At 71.0% G+C, this 16,830-nt stretch carries 31 protein-coding genes; all 31 read right to left on the bottom strand.

The features are described from left to right. Window position 1 precedes the first annotated feature (1 nt). On the bottom strand, window positions 2-499 hold the full coding sequence (locus KVF89_RS22590; protein ID WP_257428809.1) for a DUF4326 domain-containing protein: 498 nt from the start codon (window positions 497-499) through the stop codon (window positions 2-4). Further along, a complete protein-coding gene (locus tag KVF89_RS22595; RefSeq protein ID WP_257428810.1) occupies window positions 496-870 on the bottom strand; it encodes a hypothetical protein in 375 nt (124 codons plus the stop codon). Before KVF89_RS22595 ends, KVF89_RS22590 begins: the two co-directional genes overlap by 4 nt. Beyond that, complete coding sequence (locus tag KVF89_RS22600; protein ID WP_257428811.1) at window positions 863-1,447, bottom strand: hypothetical protein; 585 nt, start codon at window positions 1,445-1,447, stop codon at window positions 863-865. Before KVF89_RS22600 ends, KVF89_RS22595 begins: the two co-directional genes overlap by 8 nt. Then, complete coding sequence (locus KVF89_RS22605; protein WP_257428812.1) at window positions 1,444-1,890, bottom strand: hypothetical protein; 447 nt, start codon at window positions 1,888-1,890, stop codon at window positions 1,444-1,446. Before KVF89_RS22605 ends, KVF89_RS22600 begins: the two co-directional genes overlap by 4 nt. After that, entirely contained in the window at window positions 1,887-2,294 is a 408-nt protein-coding gene (locus tag KVF89_RS22610; protein WP_257428813.1) for a hypothetical protein, read from the bottom strand. The genes KVF89_RS22605 and KVF89_RS22610 overlap by 4 nt, the downstream gene beginning before the upstream one ends. Then, window positions 2,291-2,590: a hypothetical protein gene (locus tag KVF89_RS22615; protein ID WP_257428814.1), complete on the bottom strand. Its 300-nt coding sequence runs from the start codon at window positions 2,588-2,590 to the stop codon at window positions 2,291-2,293. The genes KVF89_RS22610 and KVF89_RS22615 overlap by 4 nt, the downstream gene beginning before the upstream one ends. After that, window positions 2,574-2,834 (bottom strand): hypothetical protein, encoded by a 261-nt coding sequence (locus tag KVF89_RS22620; RefSeq protein WP_257428815.1) that lies wholly within the window; start codon window positions 2,832-2,834, stop codon window positions 2,574-2,576. Before KVF89_RS22620 ends, KVF89_RS22615 begins: the two co-directional genes overlap by 17 nt. Then, entirely contained in the window at window positions 2,834-3,412 is a 579-nt protein-coding gene (locus KVF89_RS22625; RefSeq protein WP_257428816.1) for a hypothetical protein, read from the bottom strand. The genes KVF89_RS22620 and KVF89_RS22625 overlap by 1 nt, the downstream gene beginning before the upstream one ends. After that, complete coding sequence (locus tag KVF89_RS22630) at window positions 3,409-3,654, bottom strand: hypothetical protein (RefSeq protein ID WP_257428817.1); 246 nt, start codon at window positions 3,652-3,654, stop codon at window positions 3,409-3,411. The genes KVF89_RS22625 and KVF89_RS22630 overlap by 4 nt, the downstream gene beginning before the upstream one ends. After that, window positions 3,651-4,907, bottom strand: a complete 1,257-nt coding sequence (locus KVF89_RS22635) for an AAA family ATPase (RefSeq protein WP_257428818.1) — start codon at window positions 4,905-4,907, stop codon at window positions 3,651-3,653. Before KVF89_RS22635 ends, KVF89_RS22630 begins: the two co-directional genes overlap by 4 nt. Continuing rightward, on the bottom strand, window positions 4,904-5,407 hold the full coding sequence (locus KVF89_RS22640; protein ID WP_257428819.1) for a hypothetical protein: 504 nt from the start codon (window positions 5,405-5,407) through the stop codon (window positions 4,904-4,906). The genes KVF89_RS22635 and KVF89_RS22640 overlap by 4 nt, the downstream gene beginning before the upstream one ends. Continuing rightward, complete coding sequence (locus KVF89_RS22645; protein WP_257428820.1) at window positions 5,407-5,610, bottom strand: hypothetical protein; 204 nt, start codon at window positions 5,608-5,610, stop codon at window positions 5,407-5,409. Before KVF89_RS22645 ends, KVF89_RS22640 begins: the two co-directional genes overlap by 1 nt. Then, entirely contained in the window at window positions 5,607-6,245 is a 639-nt protein-coding gene (locus KVF89_RS22650) for a hypothetical protein (protein WP_257428821.1), read from the bottom strand. The genes KVF89_RS22645 and KVF89_RS22650 overlap by 4 nt, the downstream gene beginning before the upstream one ends. After that, on the bottom strand, window positions 6,245-7,027 hold the full coding sequence (locus KVF89_RS22655) for a hypothetical protein (RefSeq protein ID WP_257428822.1): 783 nt from the start codon (window positions 7,025-7,027) through the stop codon (window positions 6,245-6,247). Before KVF89_RS22655 ends, KVF89_RS22650 begins: the two co-directional genes overlap by 1 nt. Further along, on the bottom strand, window positions 7,027-7,350 hold the full coding sequence (locus tag KVF89_RS22660) for a hypothetical protein (RefSeq protein WP_257428823.1): 324 nt from the start codon (window positions 7,348-7,350) through the stop codon (window positions 7,027-7,029). Before KVF89_RS22660 ends, KVF89_RS22655 begins: the two co-directional genes overlap by 1 nt. Continuing rightward, window positions 7,347-7,778, bottom strand: coding sequence for an ASCH domain-containing protein (locus KVF89_RS22665; RefSeq protein ID WP_257428824.1), 432 nt, complete (start codon window positions 7,776-7,778; stop codon window positions 7,347-7,349). Before KVF89_RS22665 ends, KVF89_RS22660 begins: the two co-directional genes overlap by 4 nt. Further along, complete coding sequence (locus KVF89_RS22670; protein WP_273475409.1) at window positions 7,775-8,629, bottom strand: DNA adenine methylase; 855 nt, start codon at window positions 8,627-8,629, stop codon at window positions 7,775-7,777. Before KVF89_RS22670 ends, KVF89_RS22665 begins: the two co-directional genes overlap by 4 nt. Further along, on the bottom strand, window positions 8,626-10,392 hold the full coding sequence (locus KVF89_RS22675) for a DNA cytosine methyltransferase (RefSeq protein WP_257428825.1): 1,767 nt from the start codon (window positions 10,390-10,392) through the stop codon (window positions 8,626-8,628). The genes KVF89_RS22670 and KVF89_RS22675 overlap by 4 nt, the downstream gene beginning before the upstream one ends. A 5-nt stretch (window positions 10,393-10,397) precedes the next feature. After that, window positions 10,398-10,916, bottom strand: a complete 519-nt coding sequence (locus KVF89_RS22680) for a hypothetical protein (protein ID WP_257428826.1) — start codon at window positions 10,914-10,916, stop codon at window positions 10,398-10,400. 97 nt (window positions 10,917-11,013) lie between these two features. Continuing rightward, on the bottom strand, window positions 11,014-11,364 hold the full coding sequence (locus KVF89_RS22685; protein ID WP_257428827.1) for a hypothetical protein: 351 nt from the start codon (window positions 11,362-11,364) through the stop codon (window positions 11,014-11,016). Next, the gene (locus KVF89_RS22690; RefSeq protein WP_257428828.1) at window positions 11,361-11,924 is read right to left on the bottom strand and encodes a hypothetical protein; all 564 of its coding nucleotides are present in this window, start codon (window positions 11,922-11,924) and stop codon (window positions 11,361-11,363) included. The genes KVF89_RS22685 and KVF89_RS22690 overlap by 4 nt, the downstream gene beginning before the upstream one ends. 124 nt (window positions 11,925-12,048) lie before the next feature. Next, window positions 12,049-12,918 (bottom strand): DUF2303 family protein, encoded by an 870-nt coding sequence (locus tag KVF89_RS22695; RefSeq protein WP_257428829.1) that lies wholly within the window; start codon window positions 12,916-12,918, stop codon window positions 12,049-12,051. Between the two features lie 53 nt (window positions 12,919-12,971). After that, the gene (locus KVF89_RS22700) at window positions 12,972-13,367 is read right to left on the bottom strand and encodes a YfdP family phage-associated protein (protein WP_257428830.1); all 396 of its coding nucleotides are present in this window, start codon (window positions 13,365-13,367) and stop codon (window positions 12,972-12,974) included. Further along, window positions 13,364-13,681 (bottom strand): hypothetical protein, encoded by a 318-nt coding sequence (locus tag KVF89_RS22705; protein WP_257428831.1) that lies wholly within the window; start codon window positions 13,679-13,681, stop codon window positions 13,364-13,366. Before KVF89_RS22705 ends, KVF89_RS22700 begins: the two co-directional genes overlap by 4 nt. Then, window positions 13,678-15,099, bottom strand: a complete 1,422-nt coding sequence (locus KVF89_RS22710; RefSeq protein ID WP_257428832.1) for a ParB/RepB/Spo0J family partition protein — start codon at window positions 15,097-15,099, stop codon at window positions 13,678-13,680. The genes KVF89_RS22705 and KVF89_RS22710 overlap by 4 nt, the downstream gene beginning before the upstream one ends. Next, a complete protein-coding gene (locus tag KVF89_RS22715; protein ID WP_257428833.1) occupies window positions 15,092-15,445 on the bottom strand; it encodes a hypothetical protein in 354 nt (117 codons plus the stop codon). Before KVF89_RS22715 ends, KVF89_RS22710 begins: the two co-directional genes overlap by 8 nt. Further along, window positions 15,442-15,804 (bottom strand): hypothetical protein, encoded by a 363-nt coding sequence (locus tag KVF89_RS22720; RefSeq protein ID WP_257428834.1) that lies wholly within the window; start codon window positions 15,802-15,804, stop codon window positions 15,442-15,444. The genes KVF89_RS22715 and KVF89_RS22720 overlap by 4 nt, the downstream gene beginning before the upstream one ends. After that, window positions 15,804-16,130 carry a hypothetical protein gene (locus KVF89_RS22725; RefSeq protein ID WP_257428835.1) on the bottom strand — a complete coding sequence of 109 codons (327 nt, stop codon included), beginning with the start codon at window positions 16,128-16,130 and terminating at the stop codon, window positions 15,804-15,806. The genes KVF89_RS22720 and KVF89_RS22725 overlap by 1 nt, the downstream gene beginning before the upstream one ends. Continuing rightward, window positions 16,127-16,336 (bottom strand): hypothetical protein, encoded by a 210-nt coding sequence (locus KVF89_RS22730; RefSeq protein ID WP_257428836.1) that lies wholly within the window; start codon window positions 16,334-16,336, stop codon window positions 16,127-16,129. The genes KVF89_RS22725 and KVF89_RS22730 overlap by 4 nt, the downstream gene beginning before the upstream one ends. Beyond that, on the bottom strand, window positions 16,333-16,596 hold the full coding sequence (locus KVF89_RS22735) for a hypothetical protein (RefSeq protein ID WP_257428837.1): 264 nt from the start codon (window positions 16,594-16,596) through the stop codon (window positions 16,333-16,335). Before KVF89_RS22735 ends, KVF89_RS22730 begins: the two co-directional genes overlap by 4 nt. Next, window positions 16,593-16,790, bottom strand: coding sequence for a hypothetical protein (locus tag KVF89_RS22740; RefSeq protein WP_257428838.1), 198 nt, complete (start codon window positions 16,788-16,790; stop codon window positions 16,593-16,595). The genes KVF89_RS22735 and KVF89_RS22740 overlap by 4 nt, the downstream gene beginning before the upstream one ends. Window positions 16,791-16,830: the final 40 nt, after the last annotated feature.

Below are 16,830 nucleotides of genomic sequence, written 5' to 3' on the forward strand. Positions count from 1 at the left end.
CTCAGTTCTCCTTCTCGGTGGTGGCGGCCGAGCCGCCGGGGGACGTGGGGGCGTTGGCGATCTCCAGCAGCACGTCGGCGTGACAGGGCTGGTCGAGCGGGCACCAGCAGGCGAGGTCCTTGCCGGCGAGCTCATGGACATCCCCGATGTGCGGGTAGTGGCCGCCGTTGTGTCGGAAGTCGAGCGGCCAGCGGCCGTCACCGTGCAGCAGCGCGCGATAGCACTCGACAGACTCCGCGGCCGTCATCCACCGGACGTCACAGCGGATAACCCGGCCGTCGGGATGGAAGTAGTCGTGGCGCATGCCGTTGGCGCTGATCCGGCCCTCGTACTCCCAGGGCTGACCGGGGTGGTCGACGGCAGGGACGCGAGCGAGTCCGCTCGGCGACCGGAGCGCGAAGGGATTGCCCCACTTCGAGCCCCGGCCGACGTACACCGCCCCCTCGGGCATCCGCCAGCCCTTCGTGCGCTGACGCTGGATCCGCTTCGGGGCGCTCACGGCTCGCTCCTCTCGGGGGACGTGGGAGCGGGCAGGACGGCGCGGAGGGCGTGGGCGAACATCCGCTGGTGCCGGGCGAGCCGCTTGAGGGTGCGTCGGTCGCCCTTGTGGTCGGTGTACTCGCGATGCCGCTCGTTCTCGTCGGCCTTCTGGTCCCACAGGTCCGCCAGCGCCCGCACGGCCGCGAGCGCGGACTCGGCGGCCTCAGCGCGAGCGCGCAAGGCTCCGGCCGCCTCGACCGCCTTCGGTCCGGTGATGAGCACGCCGAGGGGGATCCCGAGCGCGCGGCCAAGGTCCTGCATCCCGTCGAACAGGGTCGTTGCTTCGGCCTTCCAGCGCCGCAGTTGCTCGACCTCGTCCAACTCAGCCACGGCGCACCATCCCTCCGACGATCCGGCGGATCCGGGCGGCGATGGCCCGGCGGCCCTTGTCGGTCTGGCAGTGCCGCAGCGCCTCGAGCTGGACCTGGACCGGCGCCCAGTCCTCGTCTGGCACAGCCGCCGCGGCGTCGACCGCGCAGTCCGGACACGACACCGTCGTCGCGACCAGGGCCGGTTCCGGATCCGGTGCAGGCGGGTACCCGCGCGGGTGCGCTTCGAGGATCCGGATCAGATGCCCGGCGATGTGCTGGTAGGCGACCGCGCGGGGGATCGCGGACAGGTCGTCGCTGCGGGTCGCCCAGTGCGTCCGACGGTCGATCATGTACACCGCCGCCGACCGGACCTCCCGAAGCACCGCGGTCAGCTCGGCCGACACCTCCTTGAGCTGCTGGCCGAGCTCGACGTTCTCCCCGAGCAGCGTCCCCGCGCCGGTGTCGAGGTCCTCCCGCTCTGCCTCGGACGCCGCCAGGTCCTCCTCGAGCTGGCGGACACGACTGACGAGCCCGGGGACGTCGTGGACGCGCTTGCGGGCGGCGCCGACCGAGCCGTACCCACGCGAGGCGGTCACTGGTCGCCACCGGCGTACGACGGGTGCTGGCCGGCCATGTGCTTGGCGAGGTTCTGGAACGACCGGTTGCAGCACGGACAGACGCCGGCCGCGACCCGCTTCTTCGTCTTCGTCAACTGCCCCTTCGCGGCCCGGGCCTCGTAGTCCTTCCGACGGGCGGTGTTCTCGGCGTCCGCACGGCGGCGGGACTCACGTGCTGCGAGAGACCGGGCGGCGTCGAGCTCGCCCGCCAGGCGCTCGCGTTCCTTCTCCGCGTCCGACGGGCCCGGGTAGTGGTTGCCGTGCCCGTTCGGGCAGTAGAACGTCTCGTGGTCGTCGCGGCGGCGGCGCTGGAACACGGCGCCGATGCCGAAGTCGATCGAGCAGTTGGCGCACTCGATGACAACGATCGACTTCTCGACGTTGACGGTGCGGTTGACGGGGATGACGCTGGTGGTGCTCATGACCGCACCTCGGTCCGGTGGGCGATCTCGCGGAGCGCGGCGACGTCGAAGTGCGGGCCGAAGACCTGCTCGCCGTCGTAGCGGAAGAACTCTCTGGCCTCGTGCTCCTCGTACGCCTTGAACAGCCCGAAGGCAGTCTGGACGAGCTCGGAGAGGCAAGCCTCTGGGCTCAGGTAGGCCTTCCCGCCGCGGCCGGTGCCCGGCTGGCCGGTGACGGCGTCGATGCGGGCGGACTCGACCTGGAAGTACCAGCGGCCACGAGGGACCTGCTGGTCGGGCTTGAGCAGCAGCCGATAGCCGGGCTTGTACGACACCCGGTGGTAGACGAGCTCAAACAGGTCGGACCACATCGGGTCACTGTTCGGCGGAGTGATCGACGTCCCTGTGATGCTGATGTCCGTCACGGCTGGTCTCCTTCGGTTGGCTCGTCGGCGGTGACCTCGATGACCTGGACGTCGTCGGCGTGGATGTGCACGACGGCCTGGGGCTGCAGGGGGAGCAGCGCGGTCGAGTCGATCCGCAGGGTGAGGCGAGTGACGACCGCGTCGCCGCGGACCGTGCTGGGACGGCCCTTGGTGATCCGGTCGACGGACGCGCCCTCGAGCAGTGGCCGGCCGCGGTCGTCGCGCCGGTGGCGGGACCAGGACGGCGTGATGATGGCGTAGAACGTCGCGTCAACGTGGTCAGGCTGCGTGGTCATCGGTGGTCCTTCCTCGGGTGAGCTGGTGGTGGATCGGGTGGACGGTGATGGGGGCGAGGTCGACCTGCCAGGACTCCCAGGCGGCCTGGCCGACCCCGACGCGCTCGAGGGCGACGTCGAGCGGGTTGCCGGTGGAGACGAGGAATCGGACGTCCTCGATCGCGGCGTCGCGGCGGTGGGAGAGCCATGCGCTGCACTCGCCGCGCGTCTCCGGCCCGGGGATGGCGCCGGGTGCCGGGCGCATCACAGGGCCCCGCATCGGCACACGACCCGACCGTTGTGGAGGACGAGGTCGCGCCAGCCGTGGAACTCGCAGCCCGCGACCAGGCCGGGGCCGGGCGGGTGGTTCTGGGCGCCCCAGTTGGAGTTGTAGACGCCGCCGAACGCTCGGAGCTTCACCGCGTCACCGCAGGCCAGGCAGACACCGCGGTTCCAGGCGGTCTCGGTGTACCAGCGGCGTTGGGAGCCGGGGCACTTCTTCGGGGGCTGGATCCGCGGGGAGAACAACAGATCGGGCCGGTCGGGGTCGGCGCCCTCGCGACGGCCGAAGCAGGTCCCGCACACCGGCTCGTCAGGGGGTGGGGTGTCGGTCGTCAGAGCCTTCCGGCCGGACACGAATGTGCCGCACCAGTAGTGCAAAGATCGGACGAGCTCCCCGTCGCCGTGCTGCCAGATCCGGTCGATCGCGGAGCGGACCAGGTGCCACCGCGACGCGGCCCGGGACCGGGCGTACGCCGGGCCGGACGCGACGGCCTCCATCAGCAGCGCGTCACCCGGTCGCGCGCCTCCACCGGTCATCGGGGGGAGGTAGGTTACGGTCACGACCGCCTCCGGAGGACGTCACGGGACTGCTCGCCGGCGATCACCTGCGGGGGCAGGGTGCCGAGGTGGAAGAACTGACGCTCGACGTGGCACCGGTAGACCGTCAGGTGCGACCCACGGGCCCGGGCGTTGGTCACCTGCCGCCGGCGAGCGAGCTTCGCAGCTCGGCGGGTCAGGTAGCGCACCTTCCCGCACGGCTCCGGGCACCGGACCCCCGTGAACGAGCGGATCTCCTCCTTCATCGGACGCCCCCACGCAGCGCCGGCGACTCGAGAGCATCGAGAGCGGCAGCGGGGTCGTCGAGGTGCTGCTTGAACACCTCCGCGACGACCGCGGCCGTGAGCCCGTCGGTCTCGACCTCGAAGGGCAGCGGCTGCCCGTAGTAGTGCTCGAACAGCGCGGCGAACGTGGCGCCGGTGAGAGGGTCGAGCTGCTCGACGACGTCCATCCGCCCGGGCCGGGTCAGGGCGGGGTCGAGCTTGTCGAAGTGGTTGGTCGTCATCACCGTGACCAGGCCGTGCGGGGTCGCGACGCCGTCGAGGGCGTTGAGGAGCGACGACATCGAGATCGAGCCCTGGGTGGTGTCGCGTTCGTGGCTGATCTCGATGGTGTCGATGTCCTCGAGGAGCAGCAGTGATCGCGGGGTGACCTCGGCCAGCAGCCCCATGAGGCTGGACTCGGCCTTGAGGTCGGACAGGCCGACGTACCAGAGGTCCAGGCCGAACTCGGACGCGAGGGCCTTGACCAGTGACGTCTTCCCGGTGCCTGGCGGGCCGTGGAACATGTAGCCGCGGTGCCACGGCACGGCGAGGTGGTTGTACCGGCCCTCGGCGGCCAGGAAGCGGCGCAGGTCGGCGACGATCCGGTCCTTCTGCTCGGTCGGCAGCGCGACCGACGCCAGGGACCGCGGCGGGAGGTCATCACGGGAGGTCCAGCCACCCCAGTTGTTGACCATCCGCAGCCGCGGTGTCCGGGCGGCGACCCGGGCGGCGTGCATGCCGCGGAGGTGCTCGACCACGGCCTGCTGGCCGGCGTGGGTCCACGCGCCGAACATGATCTTCGCCGGCCGCATCAGGGACGCCTCGGAGCTGCTGGCGTTGCTGCTGCGGTCGGGCTCCTGGAGCTGGACGCGGACCCTGTGGCCGTCGATGGTCAGGTGGCGGGTGCGTTCGTCGTTGAACATCAGCTGGAGCTCGTCGCGGTCCACGGTGTCGCCGCTGTCCATGCTCCTCCGGCCGCGGCGCTGGGCGGAGGTGACGATCAGGGCCCGCTGCTTCGCGGCCGGGAGGACGCCGAGGAGCCAGGCGTGGACGTCGGGGTACATCGTCTCGCCCTCCTCGACCGCGACGGTGTAGAGGAGCCGGCCGTTGACCAGACCGGTGACGCGCTCGTGGAGCTTCGTGGCGCCCTCGAAGACCGCGAGCGCCGCGGCGGCGCGACCGAACGCGGGGTTCGCCAGCGGGCTTGCCGTGTCGGCGAGGAGTACGGGCCTCATGCTGCGACCTCGATCCGGTCGCCGTCGTCGGTGAGGAGGTACCGGTCACTGCCCGCGAGCAGCACGGGGACCTCGGCCGGGTCAGCGCTGGCCCGGACCAACCAGCCGTTGCGGTACGCCTCGGCCCTGCTGGACTCGACGTGGCCGTGACAGCCCGTCGTACCGGTGCCGCAGAGCAGCAGCAGGTTGGCCGGGGAGTTGATCCACTCGACCTTGCGGCCGCCCATACCCCGCGCAGCGCGGTGGTGGATCGAGTAGGACTGGATCGGCAGCCAGCGGTCGAGCTCGTGGCAGATCACCGGCGTGGCGCAGATCTCGCAGCACCCCAACGCCCTGTCGAACACGACGACGCGCTGCTCCCGTGTGGGGCCGGTGTCCTTGCGGCCCTTGGCGACCTGGGCGCGGAGGGCCTTGGCCGCGCGGCGCATCGGGGTCTTCCGCTGCAGCGGCGTACGACGCAGCTCGGTACGGCGGACGAGGGCGGTTCGGCGGAGGGACATCAGTGCCTCACCGGCTCGGCGGTGTAGTGGCTGTCCTCCGGGTCGTCGGCCTCGACCCACAGCAGTTCCCACGAGTCGTCCTGGTCGACGAGGTGGATGGCGGGTCGGTCGTAGCTCTGGCCGGGGACGACGCCGCAGGTGCGGCGGATCTCGGAGAGCTGCTCCAGGGCGTCCGCGAACTTGCGGAGCTGGTCGGGGCTCACCGGGCAGCCTCGGCGCGCGGGTGGTCGACGAGGACGTCGTACCAGTCGAGGGCCCACCGGGCGTCTCCGAGAGCGGTGTGCCGCCCGTCGGTCGGCGGGTTGACTCCGCACATGTAGGAGAGACCGTCGGACTTCCACGGCGGCCGGGCAGGCAGACGGGGATCGCAGTGGATGCCGGCAGCGTGGCGGGCATTGAGCCAGCCGACCGCCATCGGTGGAAGGTCAACCAGATGGTGGTCCCACGCCTCGATGTAGCCCTCGGCGCGGAGCAGCCCGGACAGAGTGCTGGTGTCGAAGGCCGGATTCACCCCGACGATCGCGGCACCGAAAGTCAGCCTCATGAGCTCGCCGGCGGCCTCGTGCTTGGACTGCACACCGGGCCCGGGGACCGCCGGGGCGCCCGAGATCTTACGGCCCATCGGGTGGCGGTCCCAGTACGCGCCGACCTTCAGCCCGAAGGGGTCCGAGTTGCGCAGGTCGAGTGCGACGAACGCGTGGGTGGTGGTCTCGGTCCATCCGCCGATCTCGTCGTAGTCGCGGCGGATGGCGGCGTACTCCCAGATGCGGCGGCCCGGATGCAGGCCGTCGGTCTCGAGGTCGAGTGCACAGATCGGCTGGCGGGTGGTGGTCTCCATCAGGAGTGTCCTTCCTTCGGGTCGGTGTGGGCCTCGGCGACGCAGGCGGTGCAGCGGCGGGTGGTGCCGCCGGCGTACGCGTGGCCCGGCTTCGGGCAGGGCTCGTCGGGTACGGCGGCGAGGTCGCCGGGCTTGCGGAGGTTGCGCCAGCCGCTGAGCCAGCCCTGGGCGAACCGGATCGGCTTGTTGGGCTGGAAGTCGCGGAGCGCTTGGGCGACGAGAGGGCTGTCTCCGTGCTCGGTGATGAGCTGCTCGATCTCGGTGATCTGGTCGGCGGTCAGGCCGTCCCAGCGGACGACGAGCTTGCGGGCTTCGAGGGCGGATCGGAGGATCTCGAGCGGCGGCGGCAGCTCGGTCCCTGCTGCCGCAGCAGCAGGTTCTACCTCTTCCTCTACCTCTGTTCTGTGACTTGCGCGTGAGTCACGGGGGGTGTCACGTGTGACATCGGGTGTGACCTTCCGGCGGGTGGCCCGGGACCGGCGTTGACGCTCGGCAGCGCCCGACCGCCGCTCCTCCAGCTCGGCCTTCGTCAACTGGTCCCAGACGACGAACCGGCGCCCGCCCTCTACGTTGGCCCAGAGGTTCTCCCGCACCAACGCGTTGGCCCGCTGGGTCGGCTGCGACGGCGTCAGCCGCGGCAGCATCCCCTCCGGGACGAACCCGTCGTTCTCGACGTCCGCGCAGTACGCCTTCGCGCGCAGGAACAGCACCTCGGCCTTCTCGCCGGCGGCGACGAGCTGGGCCTCGAGGTAGTAGTTGGTCTGGACCTGGATGAAGTCCATCAGGCGGCACCTCCCAGCGCGGCGTCCCTCTGGCGGGCGTACTCGCGGCGGTTGTGCTGCCGGTGGGCGGCCTGGCAGCCGCAGGGGTCGCCGGTCAGGTCGTGCTTGCGGTACCGGTGCCACTGATAGCCCTGCTCGGTCGCGCACGGCGGCTGGTCGTAGCGAGAACGCCGAAGCAGCGGCGCCTTGCGCGCGACCTTGGCGAGGACCGCTTCCTCGCGTCGGATCTCGGCCTCGACCTTCTGGTGGAGGGCGTAGAGCTGCAGCAGCCGCGCGCGGCGGGCCGCGGTCGGGCTCGCGAGCGGCAGCACGGACGTCGTCATCGGGGCCACACCTCCCTCACGGCGTCGAGGACGTCGTCGTCGGGGGTCCACATGAAGAGCCGGCCCGGAGCGGGCACCAGACGCCCCAGGGGACGGGCGTCGCGGACCATGTGGTGGATCTGCCCGCGCTGGGCCCAGCCCGGCGCGCAGGAGCCGTCACAGCCCCGGTGAGCGGCGTGCAGGTCCGCGACGCCCACGATGCCGCCCATGCCCCACGCCGCCGACAGGCCCGGCGCACGGAGGTCAGGGACGTCGTACCCCGCGGCCCGGATGGTCGCGACGGCACCGTCGTAGTCGTCGGCGAGCCGCTTCCCGGCGTGGATCAGGACTTGGCCGCGGTGCGAGAGCATCCGCGGGCGGTTCTCGATGGGCTTCCAGCCGAGCGCGATGGCGCCGGCCCAGGGCTGGCGGATGCTGATCGCCTTCACGCTTCCCCCTCCGTAGTCGTGGTGGATGTGGTGGCGGGCGCGGTGAACAGGTGGGGGTCACCGAGCGCGACGTTCGACCACAGGACTTCGGTGCGGTGGCCGGCGCCGGAGTTGGACTGGCCGGTGTAGGCGGCGATCTCGTGGCGGTGCCAGTCGGCGTAGAGCTCGTCGTCGTACAGCGGGTGGGCGTAGCCGGAGAGCATCACCATCGCCGTGCAGGACCTCAGTGCTGCAGCGAGCTCACGGTGCTGCTCCCCGCGGTGCATCTCGAACTGGTAGCCCGTCCGGCAACGGGTGTCGCCGAAGTAGGGCGGGTCGACGTACACCAGCGTCTCGGGGTCACGGCCGTAGCGGCCGATCAGCTCGAGCGCCGGCAGACACTCCAGGGACACGTTCCGCAGCCGCTCCGCCGCGGCGGCGAACCGACCGACGTAGCCAGCCAGCGTCGTCGGCATCCCGGACCCACGCCCGCGAGTGACCTCGTGGTAGCGCCAGCCGGTCGACCGCAGCTGACCCCCGCGGCCCTGGGACAGCTTGATCCAGACCCGCCACGCGCGGACGAGGTCATCGTCGGTGTCGATCGGCCAGGACGCGCCGTACTCAGCACGGCTGTGCGGCGTCAGGGCGGCGAGCCGCTCGAGATCCTCGACCCGATCGCGCAGCACCCGCCAGAACGTCATCACATCGCCGTCGAGATCGTTGACGCACTCGAACGCCGCCGGGGCCTTCGCGCGGAGCACGGCCAGCGAGCCGGCGAACGGCTCGACGTAGCCACGGTGCGCCGGCATCAGGTCAACGATCTGCTCGGCGATCGAGTTCTTGGAGCCGTAGTAGGCGAAGACGGTGCTCATGCGGCGAGCACCAGCTCTCCGGTGAGCGCCTCGACCATCATCCCGACGAGGTCACGAGCGGCGGGCGGGGTGACTGCGTTGCCGGCGAGCTTGACCTGGTCGCTCTTCTTGCCGAGGAGGACGTAGGACCGGGAGAAGGCCATGCCGACCTTGATCTCGTGGGGCTCGAGCATCCGGAACAGGCAGTCGTCGATGTCGGGGAGCTCGCCCTGCCACTCGGTCAAGGACTGGTTCGTCCCGCCGCGCCCGCCCGCGGTGATGGTGCGGAGGACCTCGTCGACCCCCGTGGAGGACCAGCCGCCCTCGCCGTTGTGCCGGGTGACCATGGCGTACCGGTCGACCGTCGTCAGCGTGCCCATCGGATCGGTGGCGGGAGCCGCGCTCTTGGCCGAGCCGTAGTAGGGAACCAGGAGACCGTGGTGGTTGCCATTGGCGGCCACGGTGTCGAGCGGGTCGCTGGCCGGCTTGGTGGTGTTGTGGTTCCGCATCGGGATCACCAGCGCCTCGGTCTCCCGGGTGGTGCGGGTCCGCATGACCTGGTCGACCGGCGTCGCGTCGTCGTTCCAGGTCCCGCCAGCGGGCACCAACAGGCCGGGTGTGGACGAAGCGGTCAGCGTGCGGAGCTCTTCCCCGACCGGCGTGCTCATCTGTCCGGAGTCGTCGCCCCCGCGGGGCGTGTAGGGGCGCATAACCAGCGGCTCCAGCATCTCGGGCAGGTAGGCAACGCCCTTCGAGTTCGTGGTGTGCTGGGTGGTCAGCGGGTCACTGACTGGCCACGCGCGCCAGTACGTCCCTCCTCGGGTCGCGGCGTCGTAGGTGTTCCCCGCCGCCTCGAGATGGATGGGGGACCAGTGCTTGCGGATGCCGGCCTCGATCCGGCGGCGGGTCTTCTCGGCCAGGGGCCGCTTGCGGTCACCGATGCGGGTCCCTGGAAGCGACCAGTCGATGGCGTAGGACGCGGGCAGCCACATCGGGTCAACGACCTGGTGGTCGCACTCGGTGCCGGGGCAGCGGTAGACGTACTGCGCGCGGTACCGGCCCCAGGGGGTCGGCTTCTTCCAGTCCTGGGTGGCGCGGATCCGGCCGTGCATCGAGCAGACCGCGCGGGGGCTGGTCCACTTCTCGAAGTCGGGGCGCCGGTCGCCGCGGCGCCAGAACACGACGTACACGCGGTCGCGGGACTGCGGTGCGGGGAGGCCGGCCTGGTTGGCGTGCATCGAGTTGAGGTAGACGACCTTGTGGTCGTATCCGAGGTCGGTCATCGTGGTGATCCAGCCGCGGTAGCCGACCCACTTCACGACGTCGACGACGTTCTCGACGATGACGAACTTGTACGCGTGGTGCTCGGCGAACCGGCACACGTCCCACATGGTTGCCCGGGACCGTTCGGATGCCTCGTCGTGGGTCTTGCGGCCCTTGGCCGGGGAGTGGTTGGTGCACTCCGGTGACGCCCACAGACCGTCGGTCTTCGGGTAGCGGCGCGGGTCGACCTGGGACAGGTCGGCGCAGTCGTGGTCGGTCTCGGGATGGTTGGTGTTGTGCGTCTCGACCGCCAGGGGCCAGTGGTTGGCCGCCATGGTGACCTTCACCCCAGGGATGGAGTGCGCGCCCGAGCTCGATCCGCCGGCGCCGCAGAACAGGTCGAGGATCGTGACCTGATAGCCCGCAATGGTCGGGTCGATCGGGGTGATGCCGAGGTAGTCCAGCCACAGGGCGTCCAGCGCCGACCACTCGGCGGTCTGGAACGGAGACTGCGCAATCACCGGCGTCATTCGGTGGACCTGTCGAGGTTGGCGGCGTAGCGGGTCAGGCCGGCGGCGACGCGCGCTTGGACACCGGGGCTCAGGGGCCGGCCGGTCGGGAGCCCGAAGCCCTTGTCGATCTCCTCGGGCCGCAGCATCTGGTAGGCGGCCATCGGTACGTCGATGCACCCGCATTCGAGCCGGACGTCTGGGAGCGGGGCACCGCAGACCGCGGCGTCGAGCTCCGCCTCCGTGACGTCGCCGACGGACTCCCCGCATCCGTTGCAGTGCCTCTGGACGTGGAGGGTCTTCGAGCCGTCCTCGTGCTCGATGGTGCCGGTGAACTTGCGGGTCGAGAGAGTCCCGCCGGCAACGTGGCGGGCGTGGACCCTGGACAGGTACTCGTGGGCGACCACCCCGGGAGACACCCCGCGGATCAGGGCACGGAACGCGATCGCGGCTTCGAGGGCGGCGGCGCGGCGCCGGCCGTAGTGGATGCAGACCGGGCAGATCCGGTAGGCGTTCCGCTGGATGGCGGTGGTCACGAGTCGTGGTCCCTTCGAGAACGGTGGGGGTCGATGGCGTAGGCGATGCCGACGGCGCCGATGAGGAGCAGCGCGAGGAAGGCGAGGACGAGGAGGTTCATGGCGCGATCGCCAGCCCGGGCGGGACGGCACCGATGCACCAGGCGACGACCAGGAGGCTGCGAGGGCTGGCGTTCAGCCACTCGAAGATCTGTGCGTCGTCGGGATGCTCCATGCCTTCGCGGATCTGCTTGTAGGCCGCGACCCCGGAGGCCGCGGGGTGCTCGCTCCACCACACCCCCGAACGCCGGGCCGGGCCGACCGCGGCGATCAGGGCGTCGTGGGTAGCGGTGCGCGCGTGCTGGACGTCGGCGGCGACGGTGCGGTCGGCGACGACCGCGACCTGGGTGGCGTACGACTCGCCGGGCTTCGCGACCGGGATGCGCCGCTTCGCGCGTGGCGCGCTCACTGGGTGAGCTCCGCGAAACGGTCCCGGAACAGGACCTCGGCCGCGGAGGGCTGCCAGCCGATGACCCGCACGCCGAGCGGTTCCAGGTCCTCGACGCCGCCCCAGTGGTCGTCGGTCGGGGCGAGGACCGCGGCCCGCTCGTCGAGCAGGATCCGGTTGTCAGCGGCGTGGACCGTGGCCGGGATCAGGTCGGCATGGAGCGGGTCAGCCGGGAGGTCGAACCGCTGGGCGATGGTCCAGAGGACCGCGTCCTCAATGTCCTTGTACGCCGGCATCTGCTGCTTCAGCGGTCGGACCATGTCCCCGACGTACGCCTCGGCCGAGTCGTGCATCAGCGCCCACAGGGCGTGCTCCGGCGCGACGGCGTGGGAGAGGAGGACACAGTGCTCGGCGACCGAGTAGAACCGGGTCGCGTGGCCGCCGTAGCGGCAGATCAGCGACAGGGCGTGGGCGATGTCGACGATGTCAACCTCGTCCGGGTCCGGGGCGAGCGGGTAGAACCGGCGGCCGGTGAAGGTCTGCATCCACGACCCGGCGTGCCACGACGCCGCGGCGCTCACGGGTTCGCCCCGCAACGGCCGGGCGCGTGGACGCCGAGGTCGTGGAACCAGGGGTGGCAGCCGCACCGCCGCTGGGCGCGCGCCGACAGAGCGGCGCGCACCCAGCGGATCAGAAGGCGAAGGATCACGCCGGCCGACCCAGGAACACCGGGGGCTCGATGGCGTCGGTGACGGCGTCGACCATCTCGAGGAAGGCCGTGCGCTGGATCAGGTCCGCGTTGAGGAGCGCGTACGACAGAGCGAGGTTGCCCTCGCGGATCCGGTAGCGGAACCGCGCGGTGATCTCGACCAGCTCGGCGCCGACGAACGGGGGGATCGCGATCGTGAAGTTGCTCGGGATCGTGATCTCGCCGGACTGCCCGGCCCGGGCCTGGACCGTCTCCTCCCAGAGCAGGTTGATGGAGCCGTTGTCGAGCCGCTCGGTGCGACCGAACGCGCCCGTCGAGGATGCGTGGAAGCTCTGCGCGATCTCCAACATGGTCGCGGCATCGGCACCGAGGGCGGGGATGACGTCGATCGCGTGGTCCTCCAGATGCTCGGCGAAGGCGACCTGGTTGAGGTACTTCGTGTCGAGGCCCAGCCAGGTGTTCCACTCCGGCGAGGAGATCAACTCGAGCTCGACGCGGTGGTCGCCGTGACCGGCGATGCCCTCGTCGAGGCTGGTGTCGGACGCGGCGTGGGCGTTGATGACGCCGATGAGCTGGCGGGCGGACTGGTTGGCCCAGACCTCCGTCGCGTCGAGGCCGTGCTTGGCGATGTAGCGGATGAAGGCGTCGGCGTCGTGGACCTTGACGGTGCCGCGCTTGCGGGGCGGGTGGTCGGCGAGCTGCTGGCGGAGCTCGTTGAGGTCGTGGACCTCGACCTTCGCGCCAGCGGGGACGGCCTGGGCGAAGAACCGTCCGTCGTCGTCGAGCGGCTGGGGCTTGCTGATCGAGATGCCGGCGGCGATCGCGGCGTCGATGTTCCCGGTGGCGGGGTTGGTGTCGATGCTCATCGGTGGTGGTGCTCCTCTTGTTGAACGGTTGGGTGTGGGGGTCGGGATCGGGATCAGCGGTCGTTGGCCGCGGCGGAGCGGCCGTCGCGGAGCCCGCCGGCGTCGGAGGCCTCCGCGCCGTCGGGCACGGCGCGGACGCCCTTGAACGCCTGCTGGTTCGGGTCGGTGCGGACGGGGGCGCCGTCCTCGGTGACGTAGAAGGTCGACGGGTTGGACACTCGCCGCGGAGGTGTGACGACGACCTGGTCGGAGATCTCGACGCGCGGGGTCTCGTAGTCGCCGACCTTCTTCGGCTCGACGGTGAGCTTGAGGACGAGAGTCCCCTTGCGGCCGGACTGGAGGGCCTCGGTGATCAGCCTGTGCAGGCCCTCCGTCATCTCGTTGTGGAGGCGGCCGGCGCGCAGCTCGGCCATGACGTCGAGCGCGGGGCGCATGTGTGGGGTGCTCACGGGTGGGTGTCTCCTTCGGTGCTACTGGCGGTGGTGAGGTGGAGGTGCGGACGGTGGTGCGGGTACTCGTTGACGCTGGCGCGGGCCTTCTCGAGCGAGCCGAGTTGGAACCGGACGCGCCAGTGCTCGGCCAGGTCGCCGGGCCTCCATGCCTGGTTGCCGATGAGGACGTGGCAGCCGGCCTTGGCGTCGCCGTCGCGGGTCTCGGCCTCGTAGGGCACCCAGCGGCCGGTGTCGGCGCGACGGGCGAGCACGATCTGGGCGTCGCAGTCGTCGCGGTTGCAGGTCCGGGGCAGCAGCGTCGTGCCCGTCACGTCTTGACCTCGCTGGCCTCGTCATCGCAGGTGTCCTCGTCGGTCTCGTTGGCGGCGTTGAGGAGCTGCTGGGCCGTGTCGCGGAGTTCGGTGTCGACGGTGGACATCGGGTAGCCGGCCTCGCTCAGCCAGGCCCAGATGGCGAGCTGGGCGGCGAGCGCCTCGGGCTCGTCGAACTCCGACGGCTCCTCGTCGACCTGGTCGGCCGTGACCGAGGCGGTGAGGCGAGCGAAGCCGCGCAGGACCTTCGCGGGCGTACGGGTCGCGGCCTCAGCCAGCGCAGGCGCCACGAGGGCGTACTCGCCACGGCTCGGGACGTCCTCGGGGAGATCGACCTCCAGCGCCGTGAGGACCTCGCGGGCCGAGAGCCGCCACGACGTCTCCGAGCTCGGCAGGCTCGCGCGGATGGCGGCGATGAGCTTGTCGTTGCCCTTGACCGGGAACAGGGAGACGTAGTGGTCGAACAGCCAGTCGCGGCGCGCGGCCCGGGCCGCGTCGAGGGCCTCCTGGCGCTGCGCGTGGGCGGCGGCCTGGGCCTCCCGCTCGGCCTGGGCGGCAGCCTCGGCGGCAGGGTCGACGTCGGCGCTCTCGCGGTGGCGGGCCGGGTCCTCGCACATCAGACGGGGCTCGGCGTACGAGTCCGGGCCGTAGTCGACGTAGCCGAGGCAGCCGTCGTGTCCCTCGGGGATGGAGAGGGGCGTGCCCCGCCACTGCCAGGCGTCGAGGTTGGCGTTGTCGAGCAGCGACTTGACCGGCTTGTAGCCCTGCTCCTCGAAGGCGGTGACGATCGCGGCGTACTTCGCGATCCGCTCGCGCCTGGCGCGGAGCTGGTTGACCTTCATCCGGTAGTCGTCGGTCCCGATGTGCTCCTCGAGCTGGGCCAGCGCGGCGGGGTCGTCGGCGAACTCGGTGAACGCTTCGACGTCGCCGAGGGTGGCCTGGCCGAGGTGGACGGTGTGCTGGGCCTTCTGCGACAGCCCGGTGAGCCGCATCCGCTGCTTCACCCGTGCGCGGGAGAAGCCGAGGGACTGCGCGATCGCGGCCTCGTCGTACCCGATGAGCTGGAGCTGCTCGTAGGCCCGGGCCTCCTCGACCGGCGAGAGGTTCTTCTTCTGCAGGCCGGTGATGGCCATGACCTCGATCTGCTGGGCCTGGGTGATCAGGTCGTCACGGAACCGGACGTCGACCTGGGTCATTCCGGCGCGCTGGCAGCCGTCAAGGCGACGGTGGCCGTCGATCAGGAGCCCGTGCTCGGGGTCGTCCGCGTTGTCGGGGTCGGGGACGAGGAGCAGCCGGTCGATCAGGCCGAGGGTGCGGAGCGACTCGACCATCTCGTCGTCAGCAGCGGCACCTATGCGGGGGTTGTCGGGGTGGATCCGGATCTTCTCGATCGGGACGGTGGCGAGACGCTCAGTCATCGAGGGCTCCAGGGATGGGGGCGTAGACGCGCACGAGCGCGTTCTTCGTGGACTTGAGGGTTGAGGGGGTGAACCCGACGCGGCGGATCCAGCCGGCGCGCTGCGCCTCGATCAGCCGCCGCGAGATCAGGCACTTGCGGACCTCGGGAAGCAGGTCGCGGAAGTCATTCGCGGAGAACGGGCGGCCCTGGCGGACGAACGCCTTGATCGCGGTGAGGATGACCCGGTTGTCCCACTCGTCGCTGCGGCCCTCGGACTTCGTGGCCTGCTCGTAGCGGGTCCATCCCTCGTTGATCGCCGCCCGGGTCGCGTCGCTCGGCGGGCACTCGATGACAGCGAGGCTCACCGGACAGCCTCCAGCGCTCGGATCGGGTGCTCGGTGACCGCGGACAGCGCGAGGGGGACGTCCAGCCACTCCGCGACGGCGTCGTGGTGCCAGACCGACGCGATCCTCCCCGTGAAGCCGGACGCGATGGTCGACACCGACGTGACCTCGACGTCGAGGTGCTGGGCCCATGCCTGGAGCTCGTCGGCTGTCTTGAACTGCAGACGGATCCGCGGGGACTTGCGGGAGATCTCGTTGTCGTACTCCCGCCCGACCGCGACGCTCATCGGGTCGGGCAGGCCCGCCTTCTCGGCATGGTCGAGCACGAGCGCCGCGGCCCGGACGTTTCGGATGCAGCTGGTGACGACAGGATCGGCCATCACGACACCGCCGTCTCGGCCATGGCGCGGGCCCGGTCGGAGTCCCGCGGCCCGTAGAGGCACACGTTGAACGGGTCACCGGTGGCGTCCTCGGTCGGCCAGGCAGGGCCCTCGTAGGTGGTGAAGCCGTCGCCGTTGGCGCTGTCGTAGTGCGAGGACGACATCCCGCCGAGGTGGCGGGCGACGCGCTTCGCGTCGAACCGGTCGACGAAGTGGATCCCGAGACCCCGGTCGCTCGCGCTGGCGTTGATGTTCCTCGTCGCGGCGATCGCCTCGATCCGGGCGAGCAGCGGCTCCGCCTCGCGGAGCAGGTCGAACGCGCTCATGACGCCGCCCGCCCTCGGGTCAGGTCGGCGTGCTGGCGGACCGTCTTGACGATGTCGTTGAGGACGTCGACGCCGGCCTCCTGCGCGACCTCGGCGGCGAACCGCGCGAACCGGTCGTTCACCGCGGCCTGCCTGTGGCGGGGGTTGGTGGCCTGCGACAGCCGGGAAGCGGCGAGACGGCAGGTCATCTGGTCGACGCGGCTCATCGGTTCACCACCGGCCCACGGAGCATCGGGGCCCTGCCCTCGTAGCGACGCTGCACGGCGTGAACCTCGGCACGCAGCCGGGTGGTCTCGGCAGCGAGCTCCGCGTTGCGAATGATCAGCGCGTTGGCCGCCTTCCGCGCTCGGTCGCGCTGGCGGGCCAGGTCGACCAACCGGGCGACCAGGGCGAGGAAGACGACGACCGCGATCAGATAGCGCGCCGCCCAGGCGAGGGCGAGCAGACTCATCAGGATGTCGCTCACCGAGCACCGCCAGCGTTCGCAGCCTTCCGGGCCAGGCGGCGGGCCTTGCCCGGCAGGGACCGGTCCCGGGACGGGCCGGTCAGCGTGGTGCCGAGGACGCTGTGGAACGGCGGCACACCGACGATCCGGGTACTCAGCGACGTCGGCGCCGCGGGCTGGATCGCCCGCAGCTTGAGGGTGATTCCGTGTGCCATCTGGGATACTCCTTCGTGTTGGTGGCGTCTCCGACCGGTG

It is taken from the genome of Nocardioides carbamazepini, assembly GCF_024614185.1.
GTDB classification, from domain to species: domain Bacteria; phylum Actinomycetota; class Actinomycetes; order Propionibacteriales; family Nocardioidaceae; genus Nocardioides; species Nocardioides carbamazepini.

Coding starts and splice junctions, on each gene's coding strand:
- KVF89_RS22605 (WP_257428812.1), bottom strand. CDS start 1,890: ATGAGCACCACCAGCGTCATCCCCGTCAACCGCACCGTCAACGTCGAG.
- KVF89_RS22615 (WP_257428814.1), bottom strand. CDS start 2,590: ATGACCACGCAGCCTGACCACGTTGACGCGACGTTCTACGCCATCATC.
- KVF89_RS22620 (WP_257428815.1), bottom strand. CDS start 2,834: ATGCGCCCGGCACCCGGCGCCATCCCCGGGCCGGAGACGCGCGGCGAG.
- KVF89_RS22630 (WP_257428817.1), bottom strand. CDS start 3,654: ATGAAGGAGGAGATCCGCTCGTTCACGGGGGTCCGGTGCCCGGAGCCG.
- KVF89_RS22635 (WP_257428818.1), bottom strand. CDS start 4,907: ATGAGGCCCGTACTCCTCGCCGACACGGCAAGCCCGCTGGCGAACCCC.
- KVF89_RS22640 (WP_257428819.1), bottom strand. CDS start 5,407: ATGTCCCTCCGCCGAACCGCCCTCGTCCGCCGTACCGAGCTGCGTCGT.
- KVF89_RS22650 (WP_257428821.1), bottom strand. CDS start 6,245: ATGGAGACCACCACCCGCCAGCCGATCTGTGCACTCGACCTCGAGACC.
- KVF89_RS22655 (WP_257428822.1), bottom strand. CDS start 7,027: ATGGACTTCATCCAGGTCCAGACCAACTACTACCTCGAGGCCCAGCTC.
- KVF89_RS22660 (WP_257428823.1), bottom strand. CDS start 7,350: ATGACGACGTCCGTGCTGCCGCTCGCGAGCCCGACCGCGGCCCGCCGC.
- KVF89_RS22670 (WP_273475409.1), bottom strand. CDS start 8,629: ATGAGCACCGTCTTCGCCTACTACGGCTCCAAGAACTCGATCGCCGAG.
- KVF89_RS22695 (WP_257428829.1), bottom strand. CDS start 12,918: ATGAGCATCGACACCAACCCCGCCACCGGGAACATCGACGCCGCGATC.
- KVF89_RS22710 (WP_257428832.1), bottom strand. CDS start 15,099: ATGACTGAGCGTCTCGCCACCGTCCCGATCGAGAAGATCCGGATCCAC.
- KVF89_RS22720 (WP_257428834.1), bottom strand. CDS start 15,804: ATGGCCGATCCTGTCGTCACCAGCTGCATCCGAAACGTCCGGGCCGCG.
- KVF89_RS22725 (WP_257428835.1), bottom strand. CDS start 16,130: ATGAGCGCGTTCGACCTGCTCCGCGAGGCGGAGCCGCTGCTCGCCCGG.
- KVF89_RS22730 (WP_257428836.1), bottom strand. CDS start 16,336: ATGAGCCGCGTCGACCAGATGACCTGCCGTCTCGCCGCTTCCCGGCTG.
- KVF89_RS22740 (WP_257428838.1), bottom strand. CDS start 16,790: ATGGCACACGGAATCACCCTCAAGCTGCGGGCGATCCAGCCCGCGGCG.